Source organism: Photobacterium salinisoli (genome assembly GCF_003614885.1).
GTDB classification, from domain to species: Bacteria; Pseudomonadota; Gammaproteobacteria; order Enterobacterales; family Vibrionaceae; genus Photobacterium; species Photobacterium salinisoli.
On sequence record NZ_QZMS01000011.1, the window covers coordinates 17292 to 38257 of the forward strand.

Consider the following 20966-nt stretch of genomic DNA (forward strand, 5'->3'; position numbering starts at 1 on the left):
CCCCCCTTAGATACCTGCGAACTGATCCAGATATTCAACAACCACATCAATTGAACCGGGATTGTCCAACACGGGACGCAGACGGAAGTCCTGCACCCCGGCCAGCACTAGCGCCTGAGACATGTCACCCTCAAGCATGAAATCCAGCGTCAGTTTTTCGGTGCTCAGTGGTGTGCGGCCATAGTCTGTCTGAATCTTAGAAATCAGCGTCTTGTCCGCTTCAAACACGTTTTGGCCGTTCATTTCCAGCTCACAGCGGGAAACATCCGCGCTGAACAGGTGGATTGCGGCAATACGTGCCGTAGGCGGTAGCGGCAAGTTATCAATTTCCTGCTCGCCAGAGGTGGCAAAGGAAACCGGGAACGTCTTGATTTTGGTGATGATGCCCAGCGGTGCCTGATTGCCTTTGATCGCGTGTGCGGTCAGCTTTGGCGCTGCCGCTGCATCGTCGATATCAATCAGCAAAGACAGGGTTTGCACATCCGAGGTGCCAAAGGCAAAGACGCGCTGCTCTGCCAGTGAATCCATTTCAGGACGGGTTAGCCAGATCGGCAGTGTGGTTGCAGTGGCCGCGCCACGGCCATAATGCTGATTCAGCTTATTCAGGCGCTCACCGTTTGCCCATTTCTGAACAACTTTACCGTTGATTTCAAAGCGGATGTTTTTCATCTGCGCCAGCGTGACGCCGGAAAAATCAATCAGGACTTGGTGATAAGACAGGCCCAAAGGCATGTTCAGGGTTGCGGTTGCTCCCGCACTGACGTTAGAGAATGACGGCAGTTTTTTTGTCATACGTGCCATGTGTTACCGCCCCCTTAACCGACAATTTTCTTAACTTGCGGGATGCGGTTCACCATGGCCATGGTGGCCAGTGTCACGAAGACGAGTGGAAGATATTTTTTTACCATTTGATTACCTATGTGTTAGCGCCTCACGGCGTGAACAAAAAACAGGGGCGTCTCCCGACGTGCCCTTATAGCAAGGTCATATTGCTATGTATCTAGCTTGATTTACAAGCACTTTTTCTAACTTTCCGTTACGTAACGGGCGCTTTTACCTGTTCAATGCGCTTGTGTGTCAGATTTCCCTTCACCACGGAGAGATCACGCCGCTTGAACTCGACGTAATCCAAGGGCTTCAGGTCGGAAATCACATCAACGGAAATATTCATTTCACGGGCGATTGCCATCCTGTCTGGATCACGGCCTTGCAGCCCGGCCCGGATAATGGCCGCCTGCGTCAAAATGGTCTTGTCTGCCTCTGCCGGGCGCTGAGTGACAGCCATCACCTTGATGCCCCGTTTACGACCACGGCGTGACAGGGTGCCCCATGCGGGCGGCGCTTTGGCTGGCGTCGTGACATCTGCTATTTCTTCCGCGACGGCGACACAATAGCCCCATGCAAACGCTGCCTTGCACCAAAACTCAAAGGCTTTTTGCCCTCCGGCCACAAAAGCAATTTTCAGATTTCCCGCCGGGTGACGGTGTAACCAGTCCAGCAACTCAACGGCAGAACTGCAGCGAACCCAACCCGCCCCGGTATACTCATCATCGGGATCCCAAACGATGACCCGCTTCGCTTTATCAATCACTCGCTTCACATGGCTTGATTTACCCGCACCCGTGGCACCGCAAATGTATTCGTGCTGGGCTTCCAGCGTCGTATCAATCCGCGCCATAGGTTACCCCTCCACCAAGGTGGGTTTGTCTACAGGCTCGTCCAGTGTTTCCGGCCCCTGCTCTGGCTTGCTGTCCTGTTCTTTGGGCTGGCGCATCGGGATACCCATCACCAGACGCGGCCCGGCCACCCCAGCCATGACAAGGGCTAACGCTGCCAGCGGGTGATCAAGGTTTGTGTCCGGGAAATAGTGATCAATGGCAGCGGCCCCGGCATCACTGACAGCGTCAATTTCTTCCGGCGTCAGATGCCAATTCGGGCACACCAGTGCAGCGGCCATCGTCACACCGACACCCAAAGCGCCTTTGATGGCGTTCAGGTCTTTTTCTTCCGGGGGGGCGGACGGTAGCGGCAGGGATTCACCGTCTGATTCTTGGGTTACTGGCGGCAGTGTGCCGCCGTCGAGTTCAACCGCTTCCGCAGTCAACAAGGCAATATCAGCCTGAACTTGTTTCTTATCTTCGTCTTGCATGGTCTCTGTCTCCCGACAGTGAATTGTTGATGTTTAACCGATAAGCGACTTTGCCAGCCGCTGAATGGTGGATTCTTCCGGATCAGGCTCATCCTGTAGCGCTTCCAGTGGCTGCATGGCTTTCTGTAGCCATAACTGCCCGGCGGGCAAGTTGGGCTTAATCATGCCCGCCTCACCCAAGTAATAAAGTTTTCCGCGCTTGTCTTGGCGTACTTCGGCCCGGTCGCCCACGATGGGACATGTCACGTGCCCAATCGTATCGTTAGGCATGGCGGTTATCCTCGTCTTGGCTGTTCATGAAGTCACGCATGGTTTGCATTTCCCTGTTCACGGCTTTCATCCACGTCACCATCAGGCGAAGGGGGGCCAGAAAACGCCCGTAAATCGGGTGCTGGGTAGCTTTTTTGACTTCGGTTTCAATTTCATTTGTGAGTTGTTCAAGCTGCATGGTTTATCCTTTCGTATTGGTCCAGTGTTTCCCGCCAGAAAGCCAGCTCGTTTTCATCCGGCTCAGACGGTGGTGTTTCAGATAAAAGCGCTTTCCAGTAACAGCGCCTTTCCGTAAAGGCGGTGTATGTCCCGGCGTAATACTGGTCAGCAAATTGTTTAATTTCTTTGATCTCGCTGTCTGTCCCGGATGCTGGCCGCATGCCCCAGCCTCGCGCCCCGGCAGCCCAGACTAAAAAGTCATGGGCTTTGCTCTCAGCCTCATCTCCATCAAACGACAGACAAAAGATGTTTTTCGTTGTGGCATGGACACCCCGGCTTTTCATTTCCTCCCGCGTGGATTTCATGGCGTTTTCAAGCCGGGCCAGTTTGGCGGCCAGCTTTTTCTTGACCTCTTCCGGTTTGTTGGCGTTCTTGGCGACGGCCTTCGCCCGGATAGCCTCTTTGTGCTGTCTTTGTAGGCGGGCTAATTTACGCTCAAGGGGCTTACGCCATTGCTCCAGCTTGTATCCCATTTCCTTGATGATGGCGGCCATATTGTCCGCCTCAAAGGACAGCAGGCAGTCCCAGCCCGGCGCACGGCTGCAACGGGCGATGTTGTAGCGGTTACCTTTGATGAGCCCTTGATCCGCATTTGCTCCCTTGGCTGCATAGCCTACGGCCTTGATGATGTAGCTCCCTGCCGCCTTTGGATGCTTGATACGCTCCAGTTTGGCAAAGCCATTGCCCCAAATTTTTTCAATACGTTCCGCCCAGGCATTGAAAACATCTGGCTCAACCTGCCATTTAAGCAACACATGCACATGGGGATTCGGCTCGCCGTCCTCATTGGCCGGGCACTCTGCCACCCAGATGTAATGAAAATCATCGCTGTTCGGGGCGATTTCTTTCGTTACATTAGGTAACGGGCAAAATGCCTTTTTTGTCTCCGGGTCTTTTTTCGTTACGTAACGGGCTTTGAATCCGCGTTTGTAGAGTTTCTTGGCCCCATCCAGAAAGCGCGATACTTCACGGCCTATGGTGGTCCTCCCTTCAAAAATCTCGTTACGTTGCTCTTTGGTGAAAGTCAGGGTCAGGAAAGTGGTGAAACCTTCGTAACAGGTCGCCACATAGGCACCTGATTCAAATATCTTACTGACCGCTCGCTGTGTCAGTTTTTCCGTGTAACGGTCTCCGTCCTGTGGATCCGGTGCGTCTCCCGGTTGGGTCTGGGTGGTGTATAAAACCCGGTATTGTCCAGACCAATCCCGATGCATCAGACGCACTTTTGAGCGGCGGTCGTCGATTGCCGGCGCGTCTTCAATTGGCTGCAAGATGTCATGGTTGAAAAAGCTTTCCGTACTATCCAACGTGACACGCCGGGCCAGATAATCCCGTTGTGCTTCGATGCGCGCTAACTGATCGCGCTGTGGATGATGGGGATAACTTTGGGCTTCTGCACTTGTCGGACTTTTGCGCCCTTGGACAAGCCTATGACTTTCGGCTTGCGCCGCCGCTTCGCGGATGAGTTTTTCACGACTGGCAAACGGCAGATTCCTTTTCCACTCATCTGACTTGCGCGCAAAAAAATCATTGTCCCGGTTAACCCGGTTCAGCTCCCATAATTTCTGTGGTGAAAGTGTTTCGGGGCGTGGGCCACAAAAATCGAACCCTAAAAAACCAGCATCAAAGCTGGCCGTTCGTTGTTCAATTTTATCGCCCGGGATCACGGCCCCGGCGATGTAATTCAAATCGCTTTGCGAAATCATTCTGATATCGACATCCCAATCATAATGCCCACGCCGATTAAACTGATAATCATGCATATCACTTCAATCAAAAGTTCCATTAAGCCCACCCCATACGTTGATTTAATTCAGCGCGTGCCTGATTGGCATCATTCAGAAATTGAAATGCAGATTCACGATCCCCGGCTAGCCGATACTGGCGAGACAGAATTAAGCTGGCTTTGATTTCGTTTTTGATGAGTTGAATTGTATTCATAATGCACCGCCATTAATTAGAGCAGCGCGGCGCAGTATGGCGGTTCGACGGGCTTCGGCCTGAAATCTGCGTGAATATCGCATATCCTGACCTCCCTTGAATGTTCGGCCAGTATTCAATCCCAGTGATTCACGTAAAGCACGGACACCCGCTAACCGCTTTTGGGTTAGCGCTGCATCAAAATCAGTCAATCCGGCCATGTCCGGGCAAGGTGAGTGAATAGGATTTTTTTGCGCAGTGTCCATGATTAATATCCTGTCTGATCAGCACTTTTTTGTGTGACAGGTATTAAATAGCAAGAGAAAATTACGTGCAAGATACCCTTACTATAGGATTGATCATTTTGATCGCCTATGATTTAACAATCTTGCCTCGCGACGGACAAATAAATGACGCACACAATTGAATTGTTGAACCAAGTAAAAGCCAAGTACAGCCTGACTACAGACTACCAACTCTCTAAAATTCTAGGGGTTTCTCGTGCGCGCGTTAGTAATTGGATGCTTGGTAAGAATTCAATGGAGTGGGATGTTGCGTTTAAAGTAGCTGACCTTCTGCAAATTGATGATCAAAATGTCGTCAGCTGTATCCTTCATGATAAGTACGAAAACCCTCGTTTATTCAAGGCATTAAACCTCGAACAACACGCATAACTTAGACTTACCACACTCTATGTTATGCGCACTTATGGGTGCGTTCTAGTTAGAAGCATCAGGCTTGAGCCAGATTGATTTAAATTACTTCCCTTTATCTTTTTTCTTATCTTTATCATGGCCTTGGCCTGGATTGTGATCGCCTTGGACACTGCGATTATCGTTGTTTTTATTTACTTTGTTTTGTTCATCACAGTCATCAGAACGAATCTTGACGTTGTTACTGTCTATGCGAATGCAGTCTTTGTTGATTTCAATGTTCTCACCTGACACAGTGATTTCTGCAACAGCAACTGAGAATGGTACCAATGCCGAAATGATATAAAGGGAAAGCTTCATCGTTGTTACTCCGAATCAATTCACAATAGCAATCATATTAATGTAGACGAAGTTGTACAAAACAACGGTCTTTAACACTTTGCCACTGGTATTTCGTCTAACTTAGTGGTCCATCGGTTTGAGCGGAACGCTTGGCGCATGTGCCAATTGCTGGTTGCGATAACGGATGCTGGTTTAAGGCCATTTTTATAACGCGTATTGAGCTTGTCTGTGATGAGCATGAGATCGCGGCGTTTACTCTCTTGCAGCGCATCTTCGCTAAACATGTCTAACTGAAGTTTGTTCTCACTCACAGGGCTGAGCTCATTCAGCATTACGCCAATTTTTTGATATGAATAACCAGGACGATACATTTTAGCCAGCTGCGCTTGTGCTGAAATTATCAGCTTTTGCGTATCCTGAGTCGGGCAAACCAAGGATTCCATACTGCTTTTATTGTGTTGAGGTAGCTGTTTATAGCGATTTGTTCGTATATAAACCCCAACTGAGGATGCTTGACTCCCCTGTTTCCGCAGTTTTTCACCGGCACGATGACAATGAAAAGCAAGTGCAGATTGTAATTCTTGTTGATCCGTAATACCTATACCAAAGCTCCGGCTCGAGAGAATTTGTTTTTTAGGTACGTCAATATCTCCTGGATCAATACAACTGATACCCTGGAGCTCTAATACTGTACGAGTCAGGCCAACATTCCAGAGTTGACGCATAAACGCAATATCCTGATTGGCTAATTGCCACGCTGTAGTTATACCGCTGGTTTTCAGTCGGGTAGCCAATCGCGCTCCAATCCCCCATACATCCTGAACATCCATTCTTTCCAGCAGCCACTCTCTTTGCCGCTCCGTTTGAATATGAAGCACGCCATGTACTCTGTTTTCATAATGTTTGGCTGCATTGTTGGCAAGTTTCGCCAGTGTTGGTGATGTACCAATGCCAACACGTACAGCTAAGCCAAGCCTCTTCTTAATCGCCTCAACAATACCTTTACCATAACTTGTCAGTGTTTCTGTGGCCAAACCGTCTAATCGTATAAAGGCTTCATCAATTGAATACTGTTCAACATGAGGAGAAAATTGCCTCAACTCGTCGATAAAACGCTGGCTCATATCGGCGTACAGAGCGTAATTTGAACTGCGTACCTCGACACCTGCACGTTTAGCTTCTCGTTCAATTTTGTACCAGACTGCCCCACGTTTTATACCTGCCGCTTTTGCTTGTGCATTAATAGCAACGCAACAGCCATCGTTGTTTGAAAGCACTACAACAGGCTTGTTTGCTAATTTGGGGTCAAATAATTGCTCGCAGGCAGTGTAAAAACTCTGAACATCAACCAGCGCCCAGATCTGATGCTTGTTTCCAGATACTGTTTGAGTCATCAGCGATCCAGTAAGTTATGAATATTACGTGTAACCACGCCAAAAATTTCAGAGTCCTCCGGCATGGGAAATGGCTTCATCGCCGGGTTTTCAGCTTTTAGCCACCAGGCATTTTTATGCCGGATGAGGCGCTTGCACGTGAACTCATCGAAGATGCGGGCAATAACAATCCTGCCCGGCAGAACAGCTTCAGCACGGTCCACAACCAATAAGTCGCCATCGTAAATACCGGCACCTGTCATAGACTCGCCAGACGCTTTTAGGACAAAAGTGGCATTGGGATGACGAATAAGATAATCCATCAGTTCCAGTGACTCTTCATGCCCATCAGCTGGCGATGGGAACCCACACCGAACAGATTCAATAAACAAAGGTAATACAGCCATTGTTTGTTACCCTCTCAATAAGAACTGTATATAAAAACAGTATAAAAGGTAATTGGTGTACTGAACAGAGAAAATACGCGGCATAGCTCTGAAAAGTTCAGAGAGTGGCTAATACACTGAAATAACTAGATAAAATGTATAGCTCTTTATCTCACATTTAGGTGATGCCAATGGGGACCTGTTTTTATATACAGTGTCGTGGTATTCTGGCGCCCATAGCAATCATGCTGCTACATATTTGCAAAAAAACGGGCAAGTTTGCTTTAAAAAACAACAAACTCAACGCTAATTTAGGGATTTATCCGATCGCCAGTTTATCTTATGGCTAAACTGGCCGCCTGTTGGTGACAGGGATTGGAATTGGAGAATGAAAATGCGAAAAATCATCATGATTTTAGCACTGGCCGTGCTCAGTGGCTGTGCTTTACAGCCTGACCCGCAGTATCACACTGGGCAGTGCGTCGGGAAAATGACAACAGAAGAAGCGTATGGGCATTTGGACCCTAATCGTTACACTATTCAGGTACTTGCTTTGAGTGAAGAACGAGATATTCGCGGCTATCTGCGGGAAATCCCAGGGCAGGATCCAATTTGGGTTAACTGGAAACACAGTTTAGGTAAGAGCTGGTACGCTGTTATTTATGGCGATTTTGCCACTAAACAAGAAGCGAAGCAGCGTATTCAAACTTTATCGCCTCGTATATTGGCACAAGGTCCGTTCGTCCGCAGTTTTGCGGAAGTGCAAAGTGATAAGCAAACTGACGTTTTTCGTATGCGTTAAAAAAAGTGCGCTCAGATTATCTGGGCGCACTCCTGATCCCTTTCACATTAAAGCTTTTCGATGAGCTCGGGTAAAATCTCAAACAGGTCACCGACTAACCCATAGTCAGCTATATCAAAGATTGGCGCATCAGGATCTTTGTTGATTGCGACAATCACTTTCGCATCTTTCATCCCAGCCAAATGCTGTATTGCGCCTGAAATACCCACAGCAATATAGAGCTCTGGCGCAACAATTTTACCGGTCTGGCCCACTTGCAGATCGTTTGATACAAAACCCGCATCGACAGCAGCTCGAGAAGCCCCCACTGCAGCACCAAGTTTATCCGCAAGCCTTTCTATCATTGCGAAATGCGCTTTATCTCCAAGCCCCCGGCCACCGGAAACCACCACACGCGCAGCGGGCAACTCTGGGCGGCTACTTTGTGTAATTTCACTGGACACATATTCAGAGTTAGGCGATTCGATCACTTTTTCTATTTCGACGATCGGGGCCGATTCCCCGCTTGTGGCTGAAGAGTCAAATGCTGAAGCACGCACAGTAATCAGCTTTTTACTATCCAGCGACTTTACTTTGGCCAGTGCATTACCTGCATATATCGGCCGGATTACGGTATCGGCAGACTCGATGCTGACTACATCTGCCAGTAATCCAACATCCAGAAGGCCGGCTACACGCGGTAATACGTTTTTTCCGGTGGTCGTTGCTGCCATAAGTAAGTGAGAATAATCGGCTGATACCTCAGCGATAAGCGCTGACATATTTTCAGCCAGCCAATGTGTGTAAACAGGATGATCGGCCAGAAGTACTTTACTCACACCCTCAATGCCAGCAGCCTGCTCTGCCACATCCCGGCATTGGTAACCCGCGACCAAGACATGACAATCACTTTCAAGTGACTGACTCGCAGTTATCACCTTGGATGTCTCGGGTGATAGCGTATGATTATCGTGCTCTGCAATGATAAGTACACTCATGAGATCACCTTGGCTTCATTTTTTAATTTATCAACCAACTCGGAAACTGAACCTACTTTTGTCCCTTCCTGGCGAGTAGGAGGTGATGAGACTGCCAGAATTTCCTGATTTTGTGACAGCGTCACTCCAAGGTTATCCAAGCTGATAACCTCCATCGGTTTTTGCTTCGCTTTCATGATATTGGGCAATGAGGCATATCTGGGCTCATTTAACCGGAGATCGGTACTGACTACCGCAGGAAGCCGTAACTTGACCGTTTCCAAACCGCCATCAATTTCTCGGGTAACCTTGATAAAACCGTTATCGACATCAATCTTTGAAGCGAAAGTCCCCTGAGGAAAACCAGACATGGCAGATAACATTTGAGCGACTTGATTATTATCTGAATCAATTGATTGCTTACCCATAATCACCAGATCAGGCGATTCACTTTTTACAAGGGCATAAAGAATGCGTGCAATATTCAGAGGTTCAGCTTGTGTAGCCCCCTCGATGTGAATGGCTCTGTCTGCGCCAAGTGCTAAAGCAGTACGGAGTTGTTCCTGGCAATTCTTGTCACCTATGCTGACTACCACCACCTCACTGGCCGAGCCGGCTTCTTTCATACGAACTGCTTCTTCTATGGCAATTTCGCAAAAAGGATTAATGGCCATTTTCACATTATGTTGCTCAACGCCTGAGCCGTCGGATTTAACACGGATCTTCACATACGGGTCTATCACCCTTTTGATTGCGACTAACACTTTCACTGGTAGCTCCTTTGCAAATCAATATGTTAATGAAGAAATACAGAGAAATGACTGCTCAATCGGGCAGTCATAAGCCCGGAGATGTCTTTTGCATTGAGTGTGGTTCGGGTTTACGTTTACGTCAACTGGACTACAGTTAGTCATAGATTGAATAAAAGGGACATGGGGCATGGAAAGAGAAAGCATGGCGTTTGATGTAGTCATTGTCGGAGCCGGTCCAGCGGGGTTATCAGCAGCATGCAGGCTTATGCAACTGGCGAAAGATAGTGAGAAAGAGTTATCGGTTTGTGTGATCGAAAAAGGGGCGGAAGTAGGCTCGCACATCATTTCTGGTGCCCTCTTTGAGCCCAGAGCATTAAACGAACTTTTCCCTGATTGGCAAAGTCGTGAGGCACCACTTCATACCCAGGCCCAGAACGATAAGATGTATTGGCTCTCCAATCAGTACAATCAGTTTTGTATCCCTTCAGCGCTTGTTCCTTCCCCGCTTCAAAATGATGGGAATTTTATTATCAGTCTTGGTGAATTATGCCGCTGGCTGGCTCAACAGGCCGAAGCGCTGGGAGTATCCATTTTTCCGGGATTTGCTGCGGCTGAGTTAATTTTCAACAACTCAGGTGCAGTGGCTGGGATCATGACGACTGATATGGGGCGCGATAATCTCGGTAATGAAAAACCAGGTTTTCAGCCGGGTATCATACTTGAAGCAAAATATACGATTATTGCTGAAGGCTCGCGCGGGCACTTAGGCAAAGCCATCATAGAACGTTTTGAACTGGATAAAGGCAAAACACCCCAGCATTACGCAATTGGTTTTAAAGAGTTGTGGGAAGTTCCGACAGAACAGCACCAGGCTGGACTTGTCGTACATACTGCCGGTTGGCCACTTAGTCATACTCACACCTCAGGTGGCGGCTTTATGTACCACCTTGATGGTAATCTAGTGTCAGTCGGTTTAGTGGTCGATCTGAATTATCAACACCCATATCTCAGCCCTTTTGATGAATTTCAGCAAATGAAACACCATCCGGTTTTCGCCTCTGTGTTAAACGGCGGAGAACGACTTTCTTACGGGGCACGTGCTATTACAAAGGGCGGGCTGCACTCACTGCCGGAACAAAGCTTTCCTGGCGGATTACTGATTGGGTGTGATGCTGGAACGCTAAACGGTGCAAAAATTAAAGGCTCTCATACTGCAATGAAATCTGGCATGCTCGCGGCTGAGGCTGTTTTTTCGGAGTTAGCCGTTAACCATTCGCACACTTCATCCGATTATCATTCGTTGTTCGAGAATTCATGGCTGAAAGAGGAACTATACGAAGCCAGAAACTTCACTTCGCAAGTCCATCGCTTGGGAACATTACTTGGTGGAGCCATCGCAGCGTTAGAATTCAATGTGCTAAAAAAGAGCCTGTTTTCATTTCGGGATGAAAAACAAGACTATCAAACCCTGAAAACAATTAACCAAGCTAAACCACTCTTATACCCAAAACCAGACGGAAAACTCAGTTTTGACCGGGCTTCCTCTGTCTTTTTATCAACCGTTAAACATGATGAAAACCAGCCATGCCACTTGATACTGAAAGATAAAGCGCTACCAATAAAAATGCACTTGGACAAGTATGCCGAGCCTAGCCAGCGATACTGTCCGGCTGGTGTGTATGAAATTGTAGAAAGTAACGCACAGAAACGATTCCAAATAAATGCCGGAAACTGCATCCATTGCAAAACATGCGATATAAAGGATCCGTCCCAGAATATTGTATGGACCCCACCTGAAGGCGGTAGCGGTCCCAATTATCGCTCTATGTGAGTGATCAACTCACGGGTGCGTCTCAGTTCGCACCCAATCAAGATAGGCGTGATAACCGGCTTCAATAGGCAGACAAATGATTTCCGGCGTTTCATAATTATGATTCGCCAGGATATCGGCTTCGACTTCTGAGTACTTGTCTTGCGTTGTTTTAATGACAACCAGCTTTTCTTTGTCAGACTGGATTTTGCCTTTCCAGTGATAATAACTGTCAATACTCTGCACCTGAACACAGGCAGCCAGATGCTTGTTCAACAAAGAATGGATGATTACCTCACCCACCTTGTCATCTGAAAACGTCGTCAGCACGACACAATACCCTTTTTCTAACATCTGCCCCACCTTACTGTTTAAACGGCTTAACGCTGCGTCAGTGCCACTTTTGCACTTAGCGCAACCAGTAAACCACCAGAAACACCCTCAATCGCTTTTGCATAACCTGACATCTTAGGGTTACCAAAAACAAAGCTACCCAACATAGCGTAAAGTAAGTTGATGCATGTGGCTAAAACGCTGAACAGTAAACCCAGGATCAACAGTTGTGTTGTGACCTGGCCAGCGCTGACATCAATGAACTGAGGTAAAAAGGACAGGAAAAATAACGCAACTTTAGGATTCAGAACACTGACAATCACACCTTGCATAAACACATTCGATGTTGATTTTACTGGTGCGGAAGCTGTCAGCTGGCTCTTTCCGCGAATGCTGTTTCTGATTGACGAAACCCCCAAATAAAGTAAATACGCTGCTCCTAAATATTTTATTACGCTAAATAAAAAAGCAGAGCTGAGTATAATCGTTGAAAGACCAAGCACAGCTGCCAGTGTATGTACCAAGTACCCTATCCCCAGCCCCAGAGCTGCTTGAATACCTAATTGCATTTTTCCGCGCATAGCGTTCGACACAATATAGATAACATCTGGACCCGGTACTAAGTTGAGACTGATTGAGGCCAGAGCAAAAAGTAAAAGTGTCTGAAATTCCATTTTATCTTCACCTTAATGTTGCGTGCATTTGATTTTCACGCAAAGACCATAAAATAACAAAGGTTAATCAAATGATATTTTTATCTGATTACCTACTGAAATCACACCGATCATAAAGGAATATAAAGCATCAAATTTCATAAAAAATCAAGAATCTCATATCTCATGCTGTAATTTGCTACGGACCTGAATATTGACACTCATGTTAACTATTCCTTTTAAGAACAAAAAGAATGAAATTCAAACCGCTTAATAACAAATAAGTATACCTATATGGCAACTTTGTGTTTCCTGTGAATAGATTGTGTAACATCTGTGTGTTAGTGTTTTCTGGTACTGCAATAAAAACACGAAAAAATAGTTAGCTTGCTCAAGCCTTGTAGAGGGGACCAGATATGGATGTCAATACACAGGAAGTAAGTAGCTTTGATACTGATGTTATTCATTTGTATTTGCAGGAAATCTCGCATAAATCACTACTCAGTAAAGAAGAAGAAGTTCAATACAGTCGTAAAAGTCTTGCTGGTGACCCACACGCAAAATCTGTCATGATTGAGAGTAATTTGCGTTTGGTGGTCAGTATCGCTAAGAAATATCGGGGCAGCACGATGCAACTTAGCGACTTAATCGATGAAGGTAATATTGGTTTAATTACTGCTGTTGAAAAATTTGATCCTGAACGTGGGTTCCGTTTTTCGACGTACGCAACATGGTGGATTAAACAAACCATTGAACGTGCGATACACAACCAGGGAAGAACCATCCGGCTGCCTGTTCACGTATCAAAGGAAATCAACACTATACTTCGTACGCACAAACAGCTGATGAAAAACAGTAATCAGGAACCTACTCACGAGCAGGTTGCTGAAAAAATGCAGAAATCTGTAGATGAAATCTCAGAAGTCCTGTCCTACGACACACCGGTGGTTTCTATCGATCAGTCGTTGTCGGACGACAGCAACTCAAATTCCATTGCAGCTTTCATCGCTGATACCAATATGACCGCTCCGGATGCGTCGATGGATCAGTCAGACATTCATGCACTCGCTCTGACTATGCTGAAAAGCCTGAATGAACGAGACAGAGAAATACTGTGTCGCCGTTTTGGGTTACTTGGCTACGAAGCGCAGACTCTTCAGGAAGTGGCTGAGGAAGTGGGCCTGACCCGTGAACGTATACGTCAACTGCAGGTAAGCTCGCTGAATAAGTTGAAAAATGCCCTTCAGCGTGAGAACTACAGTCTGGAAATGTTGTTTTCTGAAACAGCGTAATTGACTGTTTTTACACCGATATAGCCTGGTAATCTGCCAGGCTTTTCTCTTTTGACAGTATTTGACAAAGCTCTGACACCTTCCTGTAACCATAAAGCAAAAATCCTTACCGCCAAATTGCTTGGCAGACATTTGTATTTTACTCATAATTTGGGTTAACCCATTCAGTTAGCAGTGTAGAGATCATGATATTCAGAAAACTGTGTTTCCTCGCTTCTGTCGTTTTACTGACTTCTTGTGCCAGTTATAGTATTACGGAAAAAGAAGTACAAAATTACCTTGATAAACAGGCGCGTGTTGAGCAAAAGGTTGGGTTTGGCGGATTTGTTCAGGCTCATGTTCTGTTTAACGACATCAAAGTCGGCATTGGTCGTTCGGCATCGGATCGCATTAATCTCGAAGCAAAATCCAAAGCAGATATCAGTATCAAGGGTCAACCTCAGCAAAAAGTAGCTATCAATGTCAATTTCAGTGCGATCCCCTATTACGATAAAAGTGAGGGGGCTGTTTACCTGAATAATTTGAAAGTAGAATCTTTGGATATTACCCCAAATACGCTAGGTCCTTTTGCCAGTACCCAGGTACTTTCTCCTTTAATCGAGATCGTAGGACAGTATCTATTGAAGATACCCGTCTACAAACTACAAGAAGACGACTTTAAGCAATCGCTTCTGAAAACAGCCAGACCAGAACTCAAAATCAAGAATCATTCCCTGGTGATTCAAATCTGACAAGACGGTGTTTATGTAATGAAAGCACTGAGACAGTAAACACTGCTCAGTGTTTTTATTTTGTTGCAACATTAAAAGTTATAGTGCACTAAGTTATATACTACCATTTTCCGCTACTTGAGCGAAAAGTGTTAGATAACAAAGCTGTAGCCAATAAACATCATCGCCAGACACCACACTGGTAGCTGTTTTTTCAGTAAACCGAAGCCGATAACAATGACCAATATGTCCCAAGCGTTCGATATTGAAGATGTGATAACCGGGTCAACCCAAGCTGCAGCCAACAAACCAACAACAGAAGCAGTAATTGTTTTCACTGAAAGGCGTAAACGGGGATGTTGCAATAATGATTGCCAGGCAGGCAAAAAAGCAAAAAGAAGCAAACTCCCCGGTAAAAAAATAGCCAGCGTTGCCAGCACACTTCCCCAAACAGCCGTTTCAGGTAGCGACGCTGCGCCCAGATAACTCGCCATGGTAAACATTGGGCCAGGAACAAGCTGGGCAGAAGCATAAGCGCTCAAAAATGTATTTGCATCAATCCATTGCTGGACCAGAGGTTCCAGTAAGGGAAGAACAACGTGTCCTCCTCCGAAGACAAAACTGCCTGCCTGGTAGAAATTATTAAACACTGCCCATTCTTTCGAGGTAACAGCCAGATATGGCAGCCCCAGCAAAAGCAGCAGGAAGACAGTAAGAATGACGAAATTGGGCTTTCCCGGAGAGGACGGAAGCACCGTTTTGTCAGTCGGTTCATTTTGCATGAAAGACAGGATGCAGCCCACGCCTGCAGCCAGCAGTATCGGTAACAACTGACCGCTTAATCCATGAGTAAAAAAAACACTGATGGCTGTCATTGCAGCAATGCAAACGGTCAGTTTATCTGTCAGGTTTTTCTTAACCATACTGAACAAAGCATCAGCCACAACCACAACCGCAAGCAATTTTGCCGCCTGAATAATCTGCCCCACCCATTCTGACTGGTAGTCTTTGTTCTCCAGAATGGCGAGCACAGTTAACAAGGCTGCAGAAGGTAAAGTAAAGCCGAGAAATGCCGCCAGTGCGCCAAAATAGCCAGCCTTCCGATACCCAATAAACATGCCTAACTGACTGCTTGCCGGACCGGGTAAGAACTGGCACAGCGCCGTAGCCTGAGAAAATTCAGTATCTGAGAGCCACTGTTTCTTCTGCACAAATGAACGCTGGAAATAACCTATATGGGCAACTGGCCCACCAAAGCTGCCTAACCCTAAAACAAGAAATGAACAGAACACCTGCAATACGGGTTCAAGTGAAGAAACCAGCCTTCTTTTAAATGAATATTGGATCATAACTACCGAATCAAATTGTGATTGTTTACACTAGCAAACAGTGAAACTAAGTATGACAATTTTATCTCTTATTTATGTATGAAGTATTACAGGTAAACCCTTGATGTTAGAAAATTTGCAACAAATGGTGATCCTAGCCACTGTCAGTCACGAACAGAACTTCACACGTGCCGCTGAACGCCTTGGCATTTCTAAATCACAGGTCAGCAAGCAAATTCGATTCCTTGAAGAACGCCTGGGTTGTCAATTAGTTCAGCGCAGCACACGCACTGTTGCCCTCACTGATATTGGCCTGCAATATGCCGAATTCGGGCAGCAACTACTGGATACCGTAAAAGAAGCAGAAGCTTTGGTTGCCGGGTATAGAAATGAAATAAAAGGCGTACTCAGAATAGGGGTTGCCCAGTCATTTGGAAACACCAATATCACACCGGCGATGGTCGCGTTTCAGCGGGCTCACCCTGATCTTGAGCTGGAAATCAGTCTTTTTGACCATCGCCCTAACCTGCTGGAAGAAGGTTTTGATTGCTGGCTTGCTATTCACGAACACCCGCCTGAAGGCATGGTTGCGAAAAAACTCGTCGATTGCGAATTCATCGTTGTCGCATCTCCGGACTATATCGCTCTACACGGCAAACCCAAAACACCTGCAGATTTACGCAAGCACAATTGCATTACCTATGAGAGCCGGGATCGAAAATATGTTCAGTGGGACTTTTCAAAAGAAGGTGTGAAAGAATCAGTCCGGGTCACAGGCAGCTACCGAATCAATAATGCGCCGGCCGTTTTAGAGGCGACAAAAGCAGGCGCAGGTATCGCCTATCTGGCTACCTACCTGATCCACGATGAATTGGAAACTCAGCAATTAACCCAAGTGCTGGCAGACTGGAAACCAGAATTAGCACTTCCCATGTACGCTGTCTATCCGCGCCATAAGTACCTGGCCCCCAAAGTAAGGGCCTTTATCGACTTTATGGCGGAATGGATGACCAGCCACCCCTTCCCGCCTCGTCAGTCGTCCTTGTGAAGCCACGTCTTAGAACTGCAGTTGAGGAACCTGACTTACTGTTCTACACCTATAGGTAGTTCTTACAGGTGAGCAGCCATGTTAACTCTTTCAGCTTACATCCGGGAAAACTGTCTTCACATCATACTTTTATCAGGGGTACTGCTCATGGCTGGCTGTGCCACTCAGGAAGAAGCTGAACCGTCTCCGGCAGTCACAAGTACGCCGGCAACGGTTGAAGAGGCAATTGAGCCACCACCGCCACCCAAAGCAATCCTAACCGAAATTCCTGAAGTCAGTGACACCGTCTTTTTTGACAACGGCAGCTTTGAAATTTCACCACGTGAGCAGCTGAAAATTGATCCCATTGCAGTCAGACTGAGACAGCACCCTGACAGTAACGTCATCATCATTGGGCACAGTTCTGAAAGCGATAACGAAGAAGATAATATGGCGTTATCGTATGAAAGGGCGTTCAGCGTAGCGATTTATATTGCATCTGTATTTGGGATTGAAGAAGAACGTATTCAGGTCGTTGCCCAGGGTAACGGTGATCCTGCCACATCCGGATCGAACAGCCGGGTTGAAGTCATTTCGCCAGAAACTGTGGTCAGAACATTAAATGCCTCAGATGAGGACGGAAAATTCTGAACCACAGCTCTTTGCAGGACAATGTGTCCAATTTATCCCTGTTTTTTCAACGCCGGGAATGCGTACATTTTCTTGATGATGTCTGCCACACCTTCCGGTTGAGAAGCCAGCTTGCTGTTAAACTTTGCTTCTTCACTTTCAGTGACTGAATCGTCTTTAATGCCAGCGGCAATGTAATTTGCAGGGAATAAATGGTAAATACCCGTTATCTGACGGTCGATTTCTTCAGCCAGTTGCTCTGGAGTGTCGAAAGGTTGATCAATCACATCGCCAAAACTTACGTGAACACGTCGTTTTTCTCCGACTATGCCCTGTACAATGCTTTCGATATCTTCAAACTCGCCTTTTTCATAGCTACCCGTTGTCTGCTTGGCATTCAGTTCGTTTGCCTTTGCCAAATCACAGGGATCATTCTCATAAGAAATGGCCACAGGCACAATATTGAGCTGAGTCATGAATTCGGCAAATGACTGTTTTCGTTTGCGGCCTTCCATGTAGAACATTTTCAGCAAAGCAGGATCAGTCCTGTCGTTCCCGTCTTTCGCACGTCCCTCTTTCTGAGCAATCCAGATCGAGTGACCTGTTTCAATAGAGTTGGCAATATAGTCAGACAGCAGACCCAGTGCTTTCATCATTTCACGTGGCGCTTTGACTGAACGTTTTACAATAAAACTTTTGTTTAAACGCATCAGCTCTGTTGCGCAGGGCTTCTTCAGGAGATTGTCACCAATCGCGATACGGACTGTGTTCAGGTTATTGTGGTAAAGGCACCAGTTCACCATGGCCGGATCCATTGCGATATCCCTGTGATTGGAGATGAACAGATACGCTTTATTGGGGTCCAGTTTATCTAAACCAGAATGTGTGACACCGTCACAGGAATGTTCGATGGTCGCTGCCATATATTTGGCAACTTGTAACTGAACGTCTTCTACTGTCTTAACACTTGACCATTTACGGACAAGAAAGCGTTTTATCAATGGACGCAGCAGCCAGCCAAACACACCCGATAACTGCGGAAACCGGTAGTTAAGGATAGCGTTGATGAATTCGTCATCATTGATTAAGCGTTGAATCGCACCACTGACTTCATCGTCATTGTAGGGGCGTATATCTTTATAAATATCGTTATTTGTTTGCACTATGTTGCTTCATCTAATTTTAAAATCGCGCCATTCTACGCAGATTTGATTGATTACCCAATGATCGACCCCAAACAGTTTGATGGTTGGAGGTCTGACCAGAAAACTTTCTTCCTACTGGCCCAGGCACTGCCCGTCTTGACCCTGAAGGTAAAACCGAACACTATGTGCGGGCTTTGACTCAGAGGAACAACATGAACCAGGCAATTGAATATACAAAGGTTGAACAGTCCCTGCTGGCCGTGGGCCCTCGCAGAAAAAATGTTACCGCATACCTGATTACTGTCAATGCAGGTGTCGCCCTGCTACGGCTGGGCAAACAGGAGTTCACATTAACCGCAGGTAGCGGATTTTGGGTACCCTTTGAGTGCCTGCATGCTTTAACCGTATTTCCGGGCTGTCGTTATGACATCATTCATTTCTCTGCCCGCCTCCAGCAACCACTGTGTCAGCAAGCAGGCTTTGTGACTGTAACACCACTTCTGAACGCTTTGCTGCAGGAGCTGAGCCAAACGCAAGAACAGTCTCAAACCAATCATAGCCCCATAGGACGGATACTCGCAGTCATAGTTGATCAAACGGCGAAGTTTTCACCTGCAACGCAACAACTTTGTCCTGCTCTGACTGGCAAACAGCAATCTGTGCTGAGAAACCTGCTTCAAAGACAATCACCCGGATCTGATGAAGACCTATCATCAATCGAAGCCATTCTGGGGATGAGCGTACGTGAACTTGAAGCGTGTCTTATCGTCCGTGAAGCTATCAGACTATCTCGTTCCGGAAGAAATGCAGAGCAGGTAGCCAGTGAACTTGAGTGCCAATTAGACCATTTGCAAGCACTTGGCCAAACTCTTGCTAACTACCAATTTTAAAGCTTCGGCTTAATCTCACAAAAACACCCAGCTACCTTTTTACAGGTAGCTGGTTACAGATAGCCGGGTGAGTATTAAACGATGGTTATTTAAGCGGAATATCTACCTGCAGCATGACACCATCCCGCTCATCTTCATGCCACATGTAATCGATTCGGTATTTGGTCGATTGACCGTCTTCTGAGCCAAGTCCAAAACTCATCATGACACCGTGTTTCATGACCCACTCTTTGGCATCTTGCAGCGTCATAATATCCAGACTTTCGTATTTTTTAGGAAGCCACAAGCCCAGACCATAGAAAGCAGACGATGAGTTATCTTTGAGCATTGGCCCACTGGATCCAGATTGCCAGTCATCCCAAAATGATGCGTCTTTATCATAGTGCTTTTCGGCTTCATCCCAGCGCATACTGTCTTCGGCTGGCGGCAAAGCCTGGGTGGAATACGCGCCCCCTTTGCCCAACGTCAGGGGCTGAAAACAGCTCAGTAAGTAAGCCCCTCTGTCGTCTTCGGACAAACTTTTAAGCTGTTTCTGACTATAAAAGTGGCAAGGTAAAGCGGATGCAGAATACGAAAAAGACAACAGCCCGATCTGCAAAAGAGCAACATGCAATTTTCGAATAACCCGATTCACGAAACACCCTTAATAATAAATTTTACGTACTTTATGCTTATAGGCGACAGAAACACCAATTGGTTTATTTTTGACCATCATTAGAGACATAAAAATGCTGTGACATAATTATTCTAACCACACTCGGGGTGGTTAAATGTGAAATCGGCCTGTTTTTGACAATATTATCACGAACATCAGTACTACGAATGGGAACCGTTTCAGGACAGCTGAGAACCTGCCAATTACTTAAAATGTCTTTCGCACGATAAAACTTTGAAAAATTTAAAAAATTATCAGGTCCAACAACAAAAGTCAGCTCCGCACTCGGATGTTCATTTTGCAGGGAATGCATAACATCATAGGTAGTCACTGGTTTGTCATTTTGTGAGATTGCTTCCTCTATTCGACAAAGAGATAAATTGGGAACATTTAAATCTTCAATAAAAGCAGCAACCATAGTGCAACGAGAGTCATAATTAAGCATGACTTTTCCCCAGGCATGAGAATAACTGGGAACCAGTAAAACTTGATCAAAATGGGATAGCCGTTCCAGCACAGATTTATGCCCTAAACTGGGAGGATTAAATGCGCTGCCAAATACTGCGATCTTTTTTGTCATACTCCTGTTGCCTCTTTCCCCTCTGTACGAAATAAAAATACCAATTTCTTTCTCAATCAGCATTGATCCTACTTAAGAGTTATCGCATGAT

27 protein-coding genes are annotated in these 20966 nt (G+C 46.3%); 8 read left to right on the forward strand and 19 right to left on the reverse strand.

Going from position 1 to position 20966, the window contains the following annotated elements; translation table 11 throughout:
- Window positions 1-6: 6 nt before the first annotated feature.
- The 8 genes from D6M16_RS11200 to D6M16_RS11230 form a co-directional block, all read right to left on the reverse strand.
- Window positions 7-801, reverse strand: coding sequence for a major capsid protein P2 (locus tag D6M16_RS11200; RefSeq protein ID WP_120512000.1), 795 nt, complete (start codon window positions 799-801; stop codon window positions 7-9).
- A gap of 235 nt (window positions 802-1036) precedes the next feature.
- A complete protein-coding gene (locus tag D6M16_RS11205; RefSeq protein WP_120512001.1) occupies window positions 1037-1678 on the reverse strand; it encodes a P-loop NTPase family protein in 642 nt (213 codons plus the stop codon).
- A 3-nt stretch (window positions 1679-1681) separates the two neighbouring features.
- The gene (locus tag D6M16_RS11210) at window positions 1682-2149 is read right to left on the reverse strand and encodes a hypothetical protein (protein ID WP_120512002.1); all 468 of its coding nucleotides are present in this window, start codon (window positions 2147-2149) and stop codon (window positions 1682-1684) included.
- 33 nt (window positions 2150-2182) lie between these two features.
- Window positions 2183-2419: a hypothetical protein gene (locus tag D6M16_RS11215; RefSeq protein WP_120512003.1), complete on the reverse strand. Its 237-nt coding sequence runs from the start codon at window positions 2417-2419 to the stop codon at window positions 2183-2185.
- Window positions 2412-2597, reverse strand: a complete 186-nt coding sequence (locus D6M16_RS11220) for a hypothetical protein (RefSeq protein ID WP_120512004.1) — start codon at window positions 2595-2597, stop codon at window positions 2412-2414. Before D6M16_RS11220 ends, D6M16_RS11215 begins: the two co-directional genes overlap by 8 nt.
- A complete protein-coding gene (locus tag D6M16_RS11225; protein WP_240435596.1) occupies window positions 2587-4401 on the reverse strand; it encodes a rolling circle replication-associated protein in 1815 nt (604 codons plus the stop codon). The genes D6M16_RS11220 and D6M16_RS11225 overlap by 11 nt, the downstream gene beginning before the upstream one ends.
- A gap of 22 nt (window positions 4402-4423) precedes the next feature.
- Window positions 4424-4579, reverse strand: a complete 156-nt coding sequence (locus tag D6M16_RS22230; RefSeq protein WP_162940995.1) for a hypothetical protein — start codon at window positions 4577-4579, stop codon at window positions 4424-4426.
- A complete protein-coding gene (locus D6M16_RS11230) occupies window positions 4576-4824 on the reverse strand; it encodes a hypothetical protein (protein ID WP_120512005.1) in 249 nt (82 codons plus the stop codon). Before D6M16_RS11230 ends, D6M16_RS22230 begins: the two co-directional genes overlap by 4 nt.
- A gap of 144 nt (window positions 4825-4968) precedes the next feature.
- On the opposite strand from D6M16_RS11230, the gene D6M16_RS11235 reads away from it, so the two are divergent.
- A complete protein-coding gene (locus tag D6M16_RS11235; protein WP_120512006.1) occupies window positions 4969-5232 on the forward strand; it encodes a helix-turn-helix domain-containing protein in 264 nt (87 codons plus the stop codon).
- Window positions 5233-5316: 84 nt separating this feature from the next.
- Here the strand turns inward: D6M16_RS11235 and D6M16_RS11240 are convergent, their stop codons facing one another.
- From D6M16_RS11240 to D6M16_RS11250, 3 genes are all read right to left on the reverse strand, one after another.
- A complete protein-coding gene (locus D6M16_RS11240) occupies window positions 5317-5571 on the reverse strand; it encodes a CG2 omega domain protein (protein ID WP_120512007.1) in 255 nt (84 codons plus the stop codon).
- Window positions 5572-5642: 71 nt separating this feature from the next.
- Window positions 5643-6947: a Y-family DNA polymerase gene (locus D6M16_RS11245; RefSeq protein WP_120512008.1), complete on the reverse strand. Its 1305-nt coding sequence runs from the start codon at window positions 6945-6947 to the stop codon at window positions 5643-5645.
- Window positions 6947-7333, reverse strand: coding sequence for a LexA family protein (locus tag D6M16_RS11250; RefSeq protein WP_120512009.1), 387 nt, complete (start codon window positions 7331-7333; stop codon window positions 6947-6949). The genes D6M16_RS11245 and D6M16_RS11250 overlap by 1 nt, the downstream gene beginning before the upstream one ends.
- Window positions 7334-7706: 373 nt before the next feature.
- Here D6M16_RS11250 and D6M16_RS11255 point away from each other — a divergent pair, with 373 nt between their 5' ends.
- Window positions 7707-8114 carry an SPOR domain-containing protein gene (locus tag D6M16_RS11255; RefSeq protein ID WP_027251320.1) on the forward strand — a complete coding sequence of 136 codons (408 nt, stop codon included), beginning with the start codon at window positions 7707-7709 and terminating at the stop codon, window positions 8112-8114.
- Between the two features lie 47 nt (window positions 8115-8161).
- On the opposite strand, the gene D6M16_RS11260 is transcribed toward D6M16_RS11255, so the two are convergent.
- Both D6M16_RS11260 and D6M16_RS11265 read right to left on the reverse strand, forming a co-directional pair.
- Window positions 8162-9091: an electron transfer flavoprotein subunit alpha/FixB family protein gene (locus tag D6M16_RS11260; protein WP_120512010.1), complete on the reverse strand. Its 930-nt coding sequence runs from the start codon at window positions 9089-9091 to the stop codon at window positions 8162-8164.
- Window positions 9088-9840 (reverse strand): electron transfer flavoprotein subunit beta/FixA family protein, encoded by a 753-nt coding sequence (locus D6M16_RS11265; protein ID WP_120512011.1) that lies wholly within the window; start codon window positions 9838-9840, stop codon window positions 9088-9090. The genes D6M16_RS11260 and D6M16_RS11265 overlap by 4 nt, the downstream gene beginning before the upstream one ends.
- A 169-nt stretch (window positions 9841-10009) precedes the next feature.
- Between D6M16_RS11265 and D6M16_RS11270 the strand changes: the two genes are divergently transcribed.
- Window positions 10010-11653, forward strand: a complete 1644-nt coding sequence (locus D6M16_RS11270; protein ID WP_120512012.1) for an electron transfer flavoprotein-ubiquinone oxidoreductase — start codon at window positions 10010-10012, stop codon at window positions 11651-11653.
- Between the two features lie 9 nt (window positions 11654-11662).
- On the opposite strand, the gene cutA is transcribed toward D6M16_RS11270, so the two are convergent.
- Both cutA and D6M16_RS11280 read right to left on the reverse strand, forming a co-directional pair.
- Window positions 11663-11986: a divalent-cation tolerance protein CutA gene (cutA, locus tag D6M16_RS11275; protein ID WP_120512013.1), complete on the reverse strand. Its 324-nt coding sequence runs from the start codon at window positions 11984-11986 to the stop codon at window positions 11663-11665.
- Window positions 11987-12012: 26 nt separating this feature from the next.
- Complete coding sequence (locus D6M16_RS11280; protein ID WP_120512014.1) at window positions 12013-12639, reverse strand: LysE family translocator; 627 nt, start codon at window positions 12637-12639, stop codon at window positions 12013-12015.
- Between the two features lie 395 nt (window positions 12640-13034).
- On the opposite strand from D6M16_RS11280, the gene rpoS reads away from it, so the two are divergent.
- Together rpoS and D6M16_RS11290 are read left to right on the forward strand one after the other, a co-directional pair.
- Window positions 13035-13910 carry an RNA polymerase sigma factor RpoS gene (gene rpoS, locus D6M16_RS11285; RefSeq protein WP_051287881.1) on the forward strand — a complete coding sequence of 292 codons (876 nt, stop codon included), beginning with the start codon at window positions 13035-13037 and terminating at the stop codon, window positions 13908-13910.
- Window positions 13911-14095: 185 nt separating this feature from the next.
- Complete coding sequence (locus tag D6M16_RS11290; RefSeq protein WP_120512015.1) at window positions 14096-14641, forward strand: YceB family lipoprotein; 546 nt, start codon at window positions 14096-14098, stop codon at window positions 14639-14641.
- Window positions 14642-14772: 131 nt separating this feature from the next.
- Here the strand turns inward: D6M16_RS11290 and chrA are convergent, their stop codons facing one another.
- A complete protein-coding gene (chrA, locus tag D6M16_RS11295) occupies window positions 14773-15969 on the reverse strand; it encodes a chromate efflux transporter (RefSeq protein WP_120512016.1) in 1197 nt (398 codons plus the stop codon).
- Window positions 15970-16072: 103 nt separating this feature from the next.
- Between chrA and D6M16_RS11300 the strand changes: the two genes are divergently transcribed.
- Together D6M16_RS11300 and D6M16_RS11305 are read left to right on the forward strand one after the other, a co-directional pair.
- On the forward strand, window positions 16073-16996 hold the full coding sequence (locus D6M16_RS11300; RefSeq protein ID WP_120512017.1) for a LysR family transcriptional regulator: 924 nt from the start codon (window positions 16073-16075) through the stop codon (window positions 16994-16996).
- Window positions 16997-17074: 78 nt separating this feature from the next.
- Window positions 17075-17626: an OmpA family protein gene (locus tag D6M16_RS11305; protein WP_120512018.1), complete on the forward strand. Its 552-nt coding sequence runs from the start codon at window positions 17075-17077 to the stop codon at window positions 17624-17626.
- 32 nt (window positions 17627-17658) lie between these two features.
- Here the strand turns inward: D6M16_RS11305 and D6M16_RS11310 are convergent, their stop codons facing one another.
- Window positions 17659-18768 (reverse strand): 1-acyl-sn-glycerol-3-phosphate acyltransferase, encoded by a 1110-nt coding sequence (locus D6M16_RS11310; RefSeq protein WP_120512019.1) that lies wholly within the window; start codon window positions 18766-18768, stop codon window positions 17659-17661.
- A gap of 194 nt (window positions 18769-18962) precedes the next feature.
- On the opposite strand from D6M16_RS11310, the gene D6M16_RS11315 reads away from it, so the two are divergent.
- Entirely contained in the window at window positions 18963-19640 is a 678-nt protein-coding gene (locus tag D6M16_RS11315; protein ID WP_120512020.1) for an AraC family ligand binding domain-containing protein, read from the forward strand.
- Between the two features lie 85 nt (window positions 19641-19725).
- Here the strand turns inward: D6M16_RS11315 and D6M16_RS11320 are convergent, their stop codons facing one another.
- Together D6M16_RS11320 and D6M16_RS11325 are read right to left on the reverse strand one after the other, a co-directional pair.
- Window positions 19726-20274: a hypothetical protein gene (locus tag D6M16_RS11320; protein ID WP_162940996.1), complete on the reverse strand. Its 549-nt coding sequence runs from the start codon at window positions 20272-20274 to the stop codon at window positions 19726-19728.
- Between the two features lie 64 nt (window positions 20275-20338).
- The gene (locus tag D6M16_RS11325; RefSeq protein ID WP_120513131.1) at window positions 20339-20875 is read right to left on the reverse strand and encodes a nicotinate-nicotinamide nucleotide adenylyltransferase; all 537 of its coding nucleotides are present in this window, start codon (window positions 20873-20875) and stop codon (window positions 20339-20341) included.
- Between the last annotated feature and the right edge of the window lie 91 nt (window positions 20876-20966).

Excerpts from the sequence above, each read along its gene's own strand:
- D6M16_RS11200 (WP_120512000.1), bottom strand. The coding sequence starts at position 801 with ATGGCACGTATGACAAAAAAACTGCCGTCATTCTCTAACGTCAGTGCG.
- D6M16_RS11205 (WP_120512001.1), bottom strand. The coding sequence starts at position 1,678 with ATGGCGCGGATTGATACGACGCTGGAAGCCCAGCACGAATACATTTGC.
- D6M16_RS11210 (WP_120512002.1), bottom strand. The coding sequence starts at position 2,149 with ATGCAAGACGAAGATAAGAAACAAGTTCAGGCTGATATTGCCTTGTTG.
- D6M16_RS11215 (WP_120512003.1), bottom strand. The coding sequence starts at position 2,419 with ATGCCTAACGATACGATTGGGCACGTGACATGTCCCATCGTGGGCGAC.
- D6M16_RS11220 (WP_120512004.1), bottom strand. The coding sequence starts at position 2,597 with ATGCAGCTTGAACAACTCACAAATGAAATTGAAACCGAAGTCAAAAAA.
- D6M16_RS11225 (WP_240435596.1), bottom strand. The coding sequence starts at position 4,401 with ATGCATGATTATCAGTTTAATCGGCGTGGGCATTATGATTGGGATGTC.
- D6M16_RS22230 (WP_162940995.1), bottom strand. The coding sequence starts at position 4,579 with ATGAATACAATTCAACTCATCAAAAACGAAATCAAAGCCAGCTTAATT.
- D6M16_RS11230 (WP_120512005.1), bottom strand. The coding sequence starts at position 4,824 with ATGGACACTGCGCAAAAAAATCCTATTCACTCACCTTGCCCGGACATG.
- D6M16_RS11235 (WP_120512006.1), top strand. The coding sequence starts at position 4,969 with ATGACGCACACAATTGAATTGTTGAACCAAGTAAAAGCCAAGTACAGC.
- D6M16_RS11240 (WP_120512007.1), bottom strand. The coding sequence starts at position 5,571 with ATGAAGCTTTCCCTTTATATCATTTCGGCATTGGTACCATTCTCAGTT.
- D6M16_RS11245 (WP_120512008.1), bottom strand. The coding sequence starts at position 6,947 with ATGACTCAAACAGTATCTGGAAACAAGCATCAGATCTGGGCGCTGGTT.
- D6M16_RS11250 (WP_120512009.1), bottom strand. The coding sequence starts at position 7,333 with ATGGCTGTATTACCTTTGTTTATTGAATCTGTTCGGTGTGGGTTCCCA.
- D6M16_RS11255 (WP_027251320.1), top strand. The coding sequence starts at position 7,707 with ATGCGAAAAATCATCATGATTTTAGCACTGGCCGTGCTCAGTGGCTGT.
- D6M16_RS11260 (WP_120512010.1), bottom strand. The coding sequence starts at position 9,091 with ATGAGTGTACTTATCATTGCAGAGCACGATAATCATACGCTATCACCC.
- D6M16_RS11270 (WP_120512012.1), top strand. The coding sequence starts at position 10,010 with ATGGAAAGAGAAAGCATGGCGTTTGATGTAGTCATTGTCGGAGCCGGT.
- cutA (WP_120512013.1), bottom strand. The coding sequence starts at position 11,986 with ATGTTAGAAAAAGGGTATTGTGTCGTGCTGACGACGTTTTCAGATGAC.
- D6M16_RS11280 (WP_120512014.1), bottom strand. The coding sequence starts at position 12,639 with ATGGAATTTCAGACACTTTTACTTTTTGCTCTGGCCTCAATCAGTCTC.
- rpoS (WP_051287881.1), top strand. The coding sequence starts at position 13,035 with ATGGATGTCAATACACAGGAAGTAAGTAGCTTTGATACTGATGTTATT.
- D6M16_RS11290 (WP_120512015.1), top strand. The coding sequence starts at position 14,096 with ATGATATTCAGAAAACTGTGTTTCCTCGCTTCTGTCGTTTTACTGACT.
- chrA (WP_120512016.1), bottom strand. The coding sequence starts at position 15,969 with ATGATCCAATATTCATTTAAAAGAAGGCTGGTTTCTTCACTTGAACCC.
- D6M16_RS11300 (WP_120512017.1), top strand. The coding sequence starts at position 16,073 with ATGTTAGAAAATTTGCAACAAATGGTGATCCTAGCCACTGTCAGTCAC.
- D6M16_RS11305 (WP_120512018.1), top strand. The coding sequence starts at position 17,075 with ATGTTAACTCTTTCAGCTTACATCCGGGAAAACTGTCTTCACATCATA.
- D6M16_RS11315 (WP_120512020.1), top strand. The coding sequence starts at position 18,963 with ATGAACCAGGCAATTGAATATACAAAGGTTGAACAGTCCCTGCTGGCC.
- D6M16_RS11325 (WP_120513131.1), bottom strand. The coding sequence starts at position 20,875 with ATGACAAAAAAGATCGCAGTATTTGGCAGCGCATTTAATCCTCCCAGT.